At 47.2% G+C, this 12,664-nt stretch carries 13 protein-coding genes; 3 read left to right on the forward strand and 10 right to left on the reverse strand.

What is annotated here, in order from left to right; all coding sequences use genetic code 11:
* Positions 1–3: 3 nt before the first annotated feature.
* Both ptsP and QL223_RS06395 read left to right on the forward strand, forming a co-directional pair.
* Positions 4–2,484, forward strand: a complete 2,481-nt coding sequence (ptsP, locus tag QL223_RS06390; RefSeq protein ID WP_281544232.1) for a phosphoenolpyruvate--protein phosphotransferase — start codon at positions 4–6, stop codon at positions 2,482–2,484.
* A gap of 225 nt (positions 2,485–2,709) precedes the next feature.
* Entirely contained in the window at positions 2,710–3,672 is a 963-nt protein-coding gene (locus tag QL223_RS06395) for an alpha/beta hydrolase (RefSeq protein WP_281544233.1), read from the forward strand.
* Between the two features lie 371 nt (positions 3,673–4,043).
* On the opposite strand, the gene QL223_RS06400 is transcribed toward QL223_RS06395, so the two are convergent.
* The 9 genes from QL223_RS06400 to QL223_RS06445 all read right to left on the reverse strand — a co-directional run bounded on the left by QL223_RS06400 (position 4,044) and on the right by QL223_RS06445 (position 10,790).
* Positions 4,044–4,490, reverse strand: a complete 447-nt coding sequence (locus QL223_RS06400) for a hypothetical protein (RefSeq protein ID WP_002538519.1) — start codon at positions 4,488–4,490, stop codon at positions 4,044–4,046.
* 135 nt (positions 4,491–4,625) lie between these two features.
* The gene (locus QL223_RS06405) at positions 4,626–5,081 is read right to left on the reverse strand and encodes a DUF1993 family protein (RefSeq protein WP_083939882.1); all 456 of its coding nucleotides are present in this window, start codon (positions 5,079–5,081) and stop codon (positions 4,626–4,628) included.
* A gap of 102 nt (positions 5,082–5,183) precedes the next feature.
* A complete protein-coding gene (locus QL223_RS06410) occupies positions 5,184–5,741 on the reverse strand; it encodes a hypothetical protein (RefSeq protein WP_039849954.1) in 558 nt (185 codons plus the stop codon).
* 547 nt (positions 5,742–6,288) lie between these two features.
* Positions 6,289–6,591 carry a DUF2004 domain-containing protein gene (locus QL223_RS06415; protein WP_281544234.1) on the reverse strand — a complete coding sequence of 101 codons (303 nt, stop codon included), beginning with the start codon at positions 6,589–6,591 and terminating at the stop codon, positions 6,289–6,291.
* Positions 6,592–6,716: 125 nt separating this feature from the next.
* The gene (locus tag QL223_RS06425; protein WP_281544235.1) at positions 6,717–7,103 is read right to left on the reverse strand and encodes an ASCH domain-containing protein; all 387 of its coding nucleotides are present in this window, start codon (positions 7,101–7,103) and stop codon (positions 6,717–6,719) included.
* Positions 7,104–7,544: 441 nt separating this feature from the next.
* Positions 7,545–8,372, reverse strand: coding sequence for an AraC family transcriptional regulator (locus QL223_RS06430; protein ID WP_281544236.1), 828 nt, complete (start codon positions 8,370–8,372; stop codon positions 7,545–7,547).
* A 117-nt stretch (positions 8,373–8,489) separates the two neighbouring features.
* On the reverse strand, positions 8,490–8,804 hold the full coding sequence (locus tag QL223_RS06435) for a PTS fructose-like transporter subunit IIB (protein WP_039849953.1): 315 nt from the start codon (positions 8,802–8,804) through the stop codon (positions 8,490–8,492).
* Between the two features lie 36 nt (positions 8,805–8,840).
* A complete protein-coding gene (locus QL223_RS06440; protein ID WP_039849952.1) occupies positions 8,841–9,893 on the reverse strand; it encodes a PTS fructose transporter subunit EIIC in 1,053 nt (350 codons plus the stop codon).
* A gap of 282 nt (positions 9,894–10,175) precedes the next feature.
* Positions 10,176–10,790, reverse strand: a complete 615-nt coding sequence (locus QL223_RS06445; RefSeq protein WP_002538513.1) for a cytochrome b/b6 domain-containing protein — start codon at positions 10,788–10,790, stop codon at positions 10,176–10,178.
* 150 nt (positions 10,791–10,940) lie between these two features.
* On the opposite strand from QL223_RS06445, the gene QL223_RS06450 reads away from it, so the two are divergent.
* Complete coding sequence (locus tag QL223_RS06450; protein WP_002538511.1) at positions 10,941–11,396, forward strand: cytochrome c; 456 nt, start codon at positions 10,941–10,943, stop codon at positions 11,394–11,396.
* A 63-nt stretch (positions 11,397–11,459) separates the two neighbouring features.
* Here QL223_RS06450 and QL223_RS06455 read toward each other — a convergent pair whose 3' ends face one another.
* Complete coding sequence (locus QL223_RS06455) at positions 11,460–12,620, reverse strand: PatB family C-S lyase (RefSeq protein ID WP_281544237.1); 1,161 nt, start codon at positions 12,618–12,620, stop codon at positions 11,460–11,462.
* Positions 12,621–12,664: the final 44 nt, after the last annotated feature.

Raw genomic sequence — 12,664 nt, forward strand, 5'->3', positions numbered from 1 at the left:
AAAATGAAAAAAGAAGTCGCATTTACCTGTGAGCTGCCAAACGGCATTCATGCCCGCCCTGCAAATCATCTTGAAGCAGTGTGTAACCAGTTCAAAAGCACCATTACGTTGAAAAACCTGCGCAACAATAACGAAGGTTCAGCGAAAAGCGTTCTGTCGTTAGTGGGTACTGACACGCTACTCAATGACCCTTGTTCCATGCTGATTGAAGGTGAAGACGCAGACGCCGCGTTCGATGTGCTGGCGAAATACCTTCACAACGAATTCCCGCATTGCGATGAAGAATTGGTGGTGATGGATGAAGGCGAGGTGACGCTGCCACAATCGCTGATGCGTCATAACCCGACACTGGTGAATGCGAAACGTCTGTCGGCAGGCATTGGCAAGGGCAAACTGATTCGATACAGCGAAGTGGAACTGTCACTGTTCGACAGTGCGGTATCAGCAATGACGTTTGAGCACGCGAAAACCTTGGTGACGGAGAAGCTTCTGGATCAGGCTGAAAGCGCATCTGGTCAGGAAAAAGCGATTATCGAAGCGCACCTGAGCATTCTGAAAGACGAAGCGCTGAACCATTCTGTGATGACATTTATTGAGCAAGGCGAAACGCTGGCGAAGGCGATTATTCTTGCGGTAGATGTGATTTGTGAAAGCCTGTTGCAATCTAGTTCTGACTACCTCAAAGAGCGTGTTTTGGATATCAAAGACATCGCACTTCAACTGCTGATCGCTGCCCACCCTGAGATGAATATCTCAACGGAATTTGCGCTGACTGAGCCTTCGATTGTTATCGCAAACGATCTAACGCCAAGCCAGTTCCTGGGTCTGGATCGTGAACACTTGAAAGGCTTAATCCTGACGCAGGCAGGCTCTACCTCTCACACTATTATTCTTGCCCGCGCATTTAACATTCCCGCGGTTTCCGGTGTGGCAGTGGCGGAATGTGCTGCGCAGGAAGGTGAATTGATTTATCTGGATGGCAGCTTGGGTGTGGTGGCGCTGACACCGTCTGAGCATGTAGCGACCTACTTTGAACGCACCATCTGGCTCGCCGAGCAAATGGCAGCGAAAGAGGGTGCATTTACTCATCTTTCCGGTAAAACCCGTGACGGCAAAGAGATTGAAATCGCCGCGAACATTGCTTGTACCGTTGAAGCTGAGCCGGCTTTCGCCAAAGGCGCTGAGGGTATCGGCTTGTTCCGCACTGAAATGCTGTTTATGGACCGCGCGACGGCACCAGACGAAGATGAGCAATTCCACGCTTACAAAACGGTGCTGGAAGCGGCAGAAGGCAAGCCAGTGATTATCCGCACTATGGACATCGGCGGCGACAAGCCTATCGAATACCTGAACCTGCCACATGAGCATAACCCGTTCCTCGGCTATCGTGCCGTGCGTATCTATCCGCAATTTATCAGCCTGTTCCACACCCAAATCCGCGCCATTTTGCGCGCCGCACCGTTTGGTAAAACCAAGGTGATGATCCCGATGATTCAAAGCATCGAAGAGATCCGTTGGGTGAAAGCGCAGATCAACGCAGTCAAAGCGCAAATGGAACAAGATGGTGTGGCTTATGGTGAGTTCGAACTTGGCATCATGGTCGAAATTCCGTCTGTCGCCTTCATCATGGATCAATTCTGTAAGGAAGTAGATTTCTTCAGCATTGGCTCCAATGACATGACCCAATACCTGCTTGCGGTTGACCGTGACAACGACAACGTCGCGAAGCTCTATAACAGCTTGGCCCCGTCGTTCCTGCGTCTGCTGGAAGCTGTGGTCAGTGGCGCACACGCGCACAACAAATGGGTGGGCCTATGTGGCGAATTAGGCGCTAACAAGAAAGTGTTGCCACTGTTGGTGGGTGCTGGATTGGACGAGCTCAGCATGGCAGCGCCAAGCATTGCGACCACCAAGGCGCAATTGAGCCAACTGGATGCCCAGCTTTGCCGTGAGCTTTTCATTCAGGCTTGCAACTGCGCGACTATCGAAGAAGTGGAGCATTTGCTGGAAGCGTTTAGCCGCTCTCAGGAAGACAAGCCACTGCTAGCCACCGAATGTGTGCTGTTGGATTGCGATTTCAACTCTAAGGAAGAAGCCATTCAAACGCTGGTGGGCAACCTTGGTATTCAAGGCCGCACCAATTTGGTGGGAGAGTTGGAAGCCGATATCTGGGCGCGTGAAGAAGTCTTCACGACCGGTCTGGGTAATGGCTTTGCGATTCCGCATACCAAATCAGACAACATTGTTCATTCGTCGATTTCTATTGCCCGCCTGAACAAACCGGTGCGTTGGAGCGATGAAGAAGACGGCGAAGTAGAGTTTGTGATCATGCTGACCCTGAACAAAAATCAGGGTGACCAGCATATGCGCATCTTCTCCGGCCTTGCCCGCAAACTGATCCACGAGAATTTCAGAAACACCCTGAAAACGATGAATACGGAAGACGAAATGATCGCCTTCCTGACGTCAGAGCTAGCATTATAAAAACGATGTAACTCAAACACCCAATCAAACGGGTATCTATTCGCCGCTCCCTACGAGCGGCTTTTTTGTGTTGATAGGGTGGGGTAGTGTAGGAGATAGAATGTGACAATCAGAAGTTTCGGCAAGTAAACTTTTAGCGTCTTATGAATAGACTGAGATAAAGAAGGGGTGCCTAACACTGCGTTCAAGGCTCATGGTGCAGACCAAATTACTCAAGGATGAGAAATGAAGAAACTAAATCTGTTTGACAGGCTCAATGCTGCCTCACTGCTGCTCGTCTCTCCGGAATGGCCTAAAGTGAAAGCCGCTCAAAAGAGAGCGCAGTCTTTTGAAAACCCTGTTGTCAATATACCGCTGGAAATACGAACTATTGCTGGGCGAAAAATTCGCTTGGCAGAAGCAGGTCCCGTTGACGCACCAACAGTTGTTCTGCTCAGCCCATTTCCGGCTAGTATCCTCAATTTTGCCGGTTCTTGGGAATCGCTCACTGCCAATTTCAGAGTAATCGCAATAGATTTACCCGGTTTTGGAGGCTCTGAAGGTGACCGTCATGATATGACGCCAACCGCACAAGGAAATCACCTCGCTGCAATCTTTGACGCTCTTGAACTGAACGACATTCACCTTGTCGCTCCTGATGTAGGAATGGCCTCTGCCCTTAGTTATGTGCTCGACCACGAACACAGATTAACCAGTATGGTGATAGGCCACAGTATCGGTAACCCCAACCCAGTAGAGCTTGGTTTTATGATCGGTATGCTGGCCAAGTTTGGTTTCATGCGAGCCACTAGCGCACTGCTAGGTGCTGGTCCACTGATAGCGTATTCTGCCAAGATTGGTGCTGTGCGGCATCAAGCCAGCGCCGTTGAAATTGACGATTATAAGAGAGCCTATGCGGGTAGGGCGCCTGAAGTCATACATTGGTTTAAAGATTTTTATGCAAAGTCAGAAGCAATTGCGGCACGTCTAAGTGAAATTCAGATCCCAACATTAGTATTTTGGGGGGAATTAGATGTGTTATTTGATGTGAGTAATGCAGAACGTATCCATGCAGCATTACCGAATAGTAAACTACATATTCTCCCCGAAGCAGGTCACTTTTCATGGGCAGATCAACCGCAAATGTTCGCCTCAATGATTGAGAGTTGGGTTGCTAATGAACATAAACAGATTGGTATCTCTGCTTGAGTTTCCTCAATTAGCCCGTTGTTCTGCCAGAATAAGTGCCAATCTTTCTGATTAGGAAAACCATGAAGTTTGGCTGGTTGATGTTAACCGGTCTTGCCCTAATAGCCTGCAGCACTCAGCCAAACTTTAACTCCGAAGCAAATTACCAAGCTGGCACGTTCTGCCGTTCAAGCGCATGATTGGGAAAGGCGTTGTCAGCATGGTCGATCGGCTATAGCCGATCGCAGGTGTGTAGGATATTGGCTAGCTGAATTTTGGACAATTGTGGGTTAGGGGTTGTACCCGTAGCAGCTCACTTCGGATAAGTTGAGTTTGGGCAAAGAATGGATTTTAAGGGTCGGCTGCTCAACACTTCTTCTTATTTGTTAGGCTTAACGTTCTCCATTTATCTGCCTTGCAAAATCTGCGTGAAAGCTGATTAGCTCAATACCATCAATTGCTTTTATTGATGCATTGTTGCTTTCAACAGTACAGAAAGGCGGATAAACGAATAGCAGCTGACCAACCTTTAGCTCCAAATCGCTTGGAATATTCAATCTTTCAATTGGGTCCTCTTCTACCCAAGCCAAAAACTGCTCCCAAGTACAACCAAATTCATCAATCTCACCAGTTTCAGCATTCAACTTAACTACCAAGTTATCTCGAATAAGGAATTGATCGCCAAAGCAATCCTGAGCAATCGGAAAATCGCTTGCTTTAACTTCTCGATACAAGTTGTGGAGAGCAAATTCACCTTCTAAAAAGGTATTAACATTTAGCAAGCGTTCTTGTGCATCATGAGAGCGAACCTGAAGACCACCTGAATATAATATTTTCATAGTTTCCCCTGTAAGCCTAACGCCCTGCTAAGTGGCTAGCAACGCATTACACGATACTTAAACTAGCCGCCGTAAACACTTTACCAAACTAGAGCCCAAATTGCCGAGCGTTGATAGTCCGCCTTGAGCAGTTTGTTAGGGCTTGAACCTAAAACCCATTGGATAGCTATGCAAGCCATCAAAATCACCTTTGCTGAGCGGAACACCATTTTTCCTAGCAATTGCATACACCATACTGACGTGGAACATATAGTTGGGGATTATGTATTCTAAGATGAAGCTGCTTTGAGGGAGTGACACTTCTGAAAAACCGGCGGAATCAGAAATTGATTTATTGTCATCAAAATTCTCCACATCAGGCATTGACTCGAGATGTGTCCTAACCTTTTCTAGCATCTTAGAGACAGAATCTTTCCCCGAGCCAACGAGTTTATACGACGCTGAATCAGCACCTACCAATGGGCAATAACCTCTCAACAAAAAATTAGCTGCAACTTGTGCGTTTAACTCAAGAGAAAACATGCCGTCAGATAAGGATTCAGAGAATACATCATTTTGTACTTTATCTACGATAACGCTCAGTTGCTTCAAATAACCAAGGAATAATTGCTTTGTCGAAATTCTAATATTGACCTCCTAGAGCCCTAACGCCCAAAGCAAGCGCGCGTTTACGCGTCGCTTTGCCTTTGATTGTTATGTGCTAATTGCCGAAATACACTCTTCGCGAGCGCTCCATACCCTATCAAATTCAGCCTCACCAAATTCTCTGCGCACGTACTCTCTATGATATTCCTGCTTCTCAGCTCCTATTCCCTGAGGTTCAATAACTTTCTCAGTCAGAAATTCAGCGATTTCCTCTTCAGCCTGAGCTCCATGTCTAGTCAAGTCGATCCTACTTCCACTAAACCGCAGATAGCAGTGTGCCTCAGGTATGTATGCTAATCCATATTCACTTAGAACATCCCCAACACCTGGAGTATTATTCTCGTGCATGAGATAAATGCCAACAATAAGATCAATATCTAAAGCCAGCTCGTTCGACAAAGCCTTCAACAGTGCATGCTTGGTACTACAAGCACCTTTTCCTTCAGAAAGTACCAAATCCCAATTCGATCGATCACTCGTCCTCCCATAAGGAAGCTTCCATACATATTCACAGGCCTCATGAAAGTCAGAAACACCAACCTCCCGAAACATATTTGAATACTTCCCTGAGTTCAGAAGTTCTCTATTTGGAATGGATTTATACATAATTCTCTCTTTGCACATAACGCTGCCATAAACGGCGAGCGCGTTTTTTGCGAGTCCAGCGCCCGAAGGGCGCGATGTTTCATGGCCTTGTTATGTAAAAACTAATCGAAGCTAAGAAGGCTATCTTTTTTTTCTTTTTGAGCCGTACTTCTTCTCGAAGTCCTTTTCCTCTTTATCTGCACGATATCTGGCGTACCAGCCTATCAATAGTACAAAAGGTATAACTGACAAAAGAACCAACACACCAGAAGGTGTCAATCTATGACCTACACCCGATATATAATATTCATGGCCTCTACCGGATATTACTTCATACACGGTATCGAGAAGGAAGCCTGTAAACCCAATCAGAATTAAAGGAAAGGCTATTCGGAAAAACTTTTTAGGGTTTAACTTCATTAAGCATTTCAACTCCGTTTTACATAACGTTGCAATAACGGGCGCTTACCAAACCGACCAAACAGCTTTAATCTCTTGTATTCACAGCACTTTGAGAAGCTTCCGCAGTGACAAAGCGTCCCGTTGATGGCCTTTGTTAGGTGAACAACTAGCTTTCCATCTCAATACTCTCAACTTTGCCTTCCTCATCGAATGTTACGCTGACAACATAATCTGTAACTTCTCCAGGGAGAGTAAAGTCATATACTTCTTCATCTTCCCATTTACTGCGAAGTATAAGTAGGCCAATGACTTGCTCACTCGATGGCGATTCTGTTCCCAGTAGCTCTACCCAATAACTTGTCGGCAACTCTTCCAAATGGTGGGCTACAAATAAGTCAACACCTTCTTCTCCTATTTCAGTACCAGAAGAGTCCTTGATTGCTTGTAATGCCAATGTTTCGTATTTCATGGTTCACCTAACGCCTTGTTAAGGTGTGAGGCACGCAATACCCAAGCTTCCGCATAACACCTTAACCACTAAAACCAACGCATAGTAAAAATGCCACGCGTGCCGAATCACTCTTGAACAATTTGTTATGTTTCTAACTCACGTTTGACGGCAATAGCCTCAGAATCTGTCAAATCGTAGAATTTACGTTTTGCTATTGCACTCACTGGGTTATCTAGCTTTCTGATATTTTTTAACTTCCATGCCAACCAGCCCTCTTCAAACTCTGACTCATCACAGCCTGAATGTTTGCAGTCCTCTTTTACCCATGGTTCACTTGCGACAATATCAACAATAGCCACAACTCGACCATCAACATCTTCGTCACCGTCTCTCGTTAGACGTGTGTTATTTTGAACCAAAGCAACATTTAGCATTGGTAGTAGCTCTGGACTCCATGATCTAATTTCCAATGACTTTAATCCATTGGCGATCATTGTTCCCCACGGCTCAACTACTGATAGAGCTTTCAAGTTTTCCTCCATGAAACATAACAACTTATTAGCGGGCATAAAGCCCGTTTAGTACAAAATCGAGACGCCCGATTAGTCCGCGTACACTTAAGACACTTTATCATACAGCTTAGTAGAATCAGTGGATTAGCTTATTGGCTTGTGGTCCAAAAGTGAGAAATCGGGCGTCCCGAATTTAAAGCGTTCACATTTTTACTATATACATATCCCTGTATTTTTATACAGCGGAAATGCATAAGAAAAATTCAGGCTTTGTGGGATGATTCGAGCACTCAAATGGTCGAAACGCTAACTCAATTTGGGCAAAAACGTTTTAAAAACGAATGCTCTGACTAGGATTGGTCAAAGTCGCTTACGACGCCTTCGGTTTTTATCGAAGGCTTTCGAGAATGGCGTGGTTCGTGGTTGGAATCGCTTTTTCTAAAAAGTGTTGCCGGAACGCTATACGGCCCCTAACCGATACTCACTCGGTGTCTTCCCCGTCTTCTGCTTAAACACCCGGCAAAAGTAATTGGTGTCTTTAAATCCGCAACGGTGGGCAATTTCGTCCACTTTAAAGTTGTACTTCTTGAGCATAAATTTGGCGCGGTCGAGCCGGACGTAGGTGACGTAATCGGCGTATTTCACTGAGCCTTCCTGATTGAACAAACGGGAGACATGCGCAGAGGAAACACCAAAACGGCTGGCGACGGAAACGCGGGTGATGTCTTTGTGGAAGTTTTCCTGCACGTAAATACACATGCTTCGGTAAAGCTTCTCGCCACGGCTGACTTTCTCTTGCTGTGGGCCTTGCAGCAGTTCATTGCAGTAAACCAACAACGCATTGGTGAGGTGGTCTGCCATCACGACTGAACGGCTTTCATCGGTCATGCTGTTGAGAGCATCCAGAACATGTTCGACGGCCATCGAGGTGGGGAGAGGCATGGCGTGTTTTTGCACATCGACGTAGCCTTCGTTTTCATCAAAATGCACGAAGCTAAAGCCAACCTGATGCTTGCCGAAGAGAATCGACATCATCTTGCAGCTGTTTTCCCAAGTGGGTTTGCTCCAGGCATTGGAAGGGATGTAGACCATCTCTCCTTGTTGCAATGCCAGCGTCTTCTCGCCGTTTCTTGAATCCACGATCAGGTCGTATTTCCCTTCTAGAATCACTTCCAGACGATTGAAGTTTACCTGGTACGCGCCTTCTGGCGGGGTGTTTTCACTGCAACATACCTTGGCAAGTGTGCCATGAAAGTTGCTAAGGGAAGCGGCGATATTGTGTTGCATGAATGGAGCCTTCCAAAACGAAGCGTAAAGCGTGGAAAAGGGGATTTAAAAGGATTTGCCTTACGAGCCTGAACGGGAAAACCGCGGCAGGGGAACCTTACCGCGGTTTGTTTTTACTTACGCTTGCGCCAGCATGCTCTCCAGCTTGGCGATAATTTCAGGGGCTTGTTTTGCCGCTTGAGTTACAGTGACTCGAACAATTTTCTTACCCGCGAAGCGCTCTTCTTTCTTGATAGCGATGTCTTTTGTCAGGACCACCACATCAGCAGCTTCGATTTCAGCAGCGGTCAGTTCGTTTTCGATACCAATCGCGCCTTGGGTTTCAATCTTCGCGTCCCAGCCTTTTGCTTTTGCTGCTGTTTCCAGTGCTTCGGCTGCCATGTAAGTGTGTGCTACGCCAGAAGGGCAAGAAGTTACACCAATCAATTTCATATTCATTTACCTATGTATTTCTTATTGCTTTGTTCGTTAATCGAAGGACAGTTCCAGTTCTTCGGTTTGTGCTTGTTTTTCTTCTTCGCGGTCAGCGACAGGTTTCTTCAGTGCGTTCACAATCAGTGCTGTGGTTGCTGCACCGGCGATGACCGCGACGACATACATCATTCGACCTTCGACAACCGGGAGGACAATCAGACCACCCCATGGTGCGTGGTTCAGAACACCCGCCATAAAGGCCACAATGTTACCGACCATGCCGCCTGCCACGATGGCTGGAATCACGCGCGCTGGGTCGTTTGCAGCGAATGGGATGGCACCTTCAGTGATACCGATACAGCCCATGATTGCCGCCGCTTTACCCGCTTCTTGTTCTTCCGCAGAGTACTTCTTAGGCGCTAGGAAAGTTGCCAGTGCCATACCCAGTGGTGGAACACAGATAGCAACACCAACACCACCCATCAGCCATGGTTGTGTACCTACCTGAGTTTGTGCGAACAGGGTGGCAACTTTGTTGATTGGACCGCCCATATCGAATGCTGTCATACCGCCCAGTACCGCACCCAGAATCGCTTTAGAAGCGCCAGCCATGGATTGCAGACCTTCGTTCATGAATGCCATGAATGCCGCGATTGGTTGACCGATCACCCATACCACCAGTGCAGACACGATGAAGGTACCGCCGATAGGGATAATGAAGTAGGTAGACAGCGCTTTAAGCTTGTTGGAAAGAGGGATGCGCTTCAGTTGCAGAACGACGTAACCGGCGATGAAACCCACCACGATAGCGCCAAGGAAGCCGGCTTGAACCTGGTTAGCCAGGTAAGCACCAATCATACCCGGAGCCAGAGCAGGACGGTCAGCGATAGAGTAAGCAATGTAGCCACCCAAAACCGGTACAAACAGGGTGAAACCTGCGATACCCATGTCCCACAGACCTTCAAGGAATACACCTTCTGGCACTGCACCTTTACCGTTCAGCATTACCGACAGAGCCAGCAGAACACCACCTGCAACAACGAATGGAAGCATGTGGCTGGTGCCGGTGAGAAGGTGCCGTTTTAGTTCAGCAAGATTCGTTTTCATGATTCAGACCTTTAAGTTCGAGTTATTAGATTTGTGTTTTGAGTTGGTCTGATTATGCGCCCGGCATTTTGCTTAATATATTGGACAAATAAGCCCTTTACTGGAGAAATGTTGCATCTTGATTCGACTGAGAAGGCAATCACATATCGCTATAGATCAGTGTCTTATGAGGCTGAAAATGAGAGAGCGATAGCAGATAGGAAACTTGAAGTATGCGTGGTGTTAGATGGTGAATAGTCGAAATAAAAGAACAGCGCCTGTTGAGCGCTGTTCTTTTTTGGGTTATCCAGAAACGAAGTAAGTCAGAAATCCACCTATCCCAAGCAGTATCGCTCCCGCTCGTTTGTTCGACCTGAAGAACAGGGAAGTCGGTTGCAATTGCGCTTGCCGTCCCGTAATCATCGCTTTCACCAATGATTTTCCTTTTGCGCTGTAAATGGCTATTGCTGCTAGGTGCACACCAACTAATCCCATCAACAAATACGCGCCATAAAGGTGGAGAGTAGCCAGAAGGTCGATGTCATACAGCCAGCTTTCGTCGCTGATGTAATCGTCAAAATACCCCGCTTGGGCCATCCCGATAAAACACTGAAACACCAACAATGACAGCATGATAATAACCATGAGTCCGCCGGCAGGGTTATGACCGACACCGTCATGCTCCTCTTTACCAAGGAGGTAGTTCACAGCTGAACGCGGTGATTTTACAAAATGCAGGAATCGGCTGGTCTTGCTACCGACTAAACCCCACAGTATCCGCCAAACCAGCAATGCAGCGAGCGCGAGGCCAATGGTCAGGTGCGGACCTTCTTGAAGAAACCCGGTCACGCACATCGCCGTAAACAATACGGCTTGGAGCCAATGATAAACGCGGGTCGGTGCGTCCCATATCTTCATGATTTGTTCCTGATTTTCCCAGAAAATGTAGGCTTGGAGTTTAACGCGAAACGTTACAATTTTTCTGTCGAGTTTTAACAGAAATATCCATAAAATTGTTAGGTTTTATGATGTTATTCGTCGATTCAACAGCATTACAGGGATAAAGTCGTGAAAAGAATTGCAACAAGAAGTAAAGCAATCGGGTTGGTCAGTGCTCTGCTGATGGTGTCTGGTGCAGCGATGGCGCAGGATTTTTCTGAAGTGATTGATAATCGCCAGCAAAACTTCCTCTCTATTGCAGACACATTCAAAAGCTTGAAGAAAGCCGAAGATGGCAGTGACTCGGATTGGGAAACCATCCGCAATCTGGCAATCAAAAATGCCGACACAGTCGGCGCACTTAAAGGAATGTTCCCGGAAGGCAGTAGCTTTGACAGCCGTAGTAAGCCAGCAGTTTGGACGAAGTGGGATAAGTTTGAATCTGGCCTTGATGGCCTGCAAACCAGCTTTGTTTCAATGGCTGATGCAGCCGTAGCGCAAGATGATGATGCTCTGGAAGCCGCAATCAAAAGTGCCGACCGCTCCTGTAAAGCGTGTCACCGAGGTTTTCGTACCAAGCGTTAATTAGGTTAAACGAAAAGACAAAAACAGCGCCTTTTGGCGCTGTTTTTCTTTGGTCTAAAGCCGTTAAGCCAACGAGCTGACTGCAGCTTTCATTCTACGAACGGCTTCTTCCAGCGTTTTATGGGTACACCCGAAGTTCAGTCTGACGAACTTACGGTTACCAAAATCAAGCCCAGGTGAAAGACCCACGCCTGCTTCCTCAAAGAAACGATGAGCGTTATCGACGGGCAGTTCACTGCAATCAATCCAGGCAAGGTAAGTGGCTTCGATGTGTTCCAGCTTCATACCGGGCAAGGCATTGATTTCCTGCATCAGGTAATCGCGGTGACCTGCGAGATAGCAAAGTTGCTCTTGCAGCCAAGCTTCGCCATGTTGATAAGCTGCTTCGGCAGCGGTGAAAGCCAGCACATTAACGCCCGGCACGATACCTCGCTTTATCTTGCTAAAACGCTGGCGAAGCTTCGCATTGGGAATGATAGCGATAGACGCTCCAAGGCCAGCGATGTTGAAGGTTTTGCTCGGTGCCATGAGCGTCACGCTGCGCCGCTCGGCACTTTCACTGATACTCGCAAAGGGAATATGTTGCTTGTCACCATCCAGAATCAGGTCGCAATGGATCTCGTCGGAACACACAAACAAATCATGTTTTTCCGCAAACACTAGCGTCGCTTCCAACTCTTCGCGGGTATAAACCGTCCCACCCGGGTTCAGAGGGTTACACATTTGCAGTAAACCACCTTTACCCGAGAGTTGTTCCCCTGCTTCTTCCAAATCCGGCATCCAGCGGCCATCTGTCAGCTTCACTGTGGCTTTCACTAAAGGGCGTTCAGCAAACTTGGCTGAAGAAATGAAAGGTGGATAGATTGGGCTAGGGCTAATAATGGTTTGGCCTTCATCCGTTAAAGCTCGGGCGGCGATGTTGAGTCCGCATACCAAGCCCGGAAGATAGACTACCCACTCAGGTTGAATGTCCCAGTTGTAGCGGGATTTCATGCGGGCGACGAAAATCTCAGTCAAGGTATCTGACGCATGGGTATAACCAAACACGCCGTGTGATACGCGTTCTTGGAGTGCTTCGATTACCGCTGGTGGGGATTGGAAATCACTGTCTGCCACCCACATTGGCAGGATATCCTGACCTTTGTATTTGTCCCATTTGTCGCTATGGCTTTTTGTGCGGTCGACTTCTTTATCAAAATCAAATTGGTGGGTTGATGCGTCCATTCTCAGTGTTCCTTTGGGGTCAATAACCCTAGCTTACTGAAACT

It is taken from the genome of Grimontia sp. SpTr1 (assembly GCF_947387585.1).
Lineage (GTDB): Bacteria > Pseudomonadota > Gammaproteobacteria > Enterobacterales > Vibrionaceae > Enterovibrio > Enterovibrio indicus.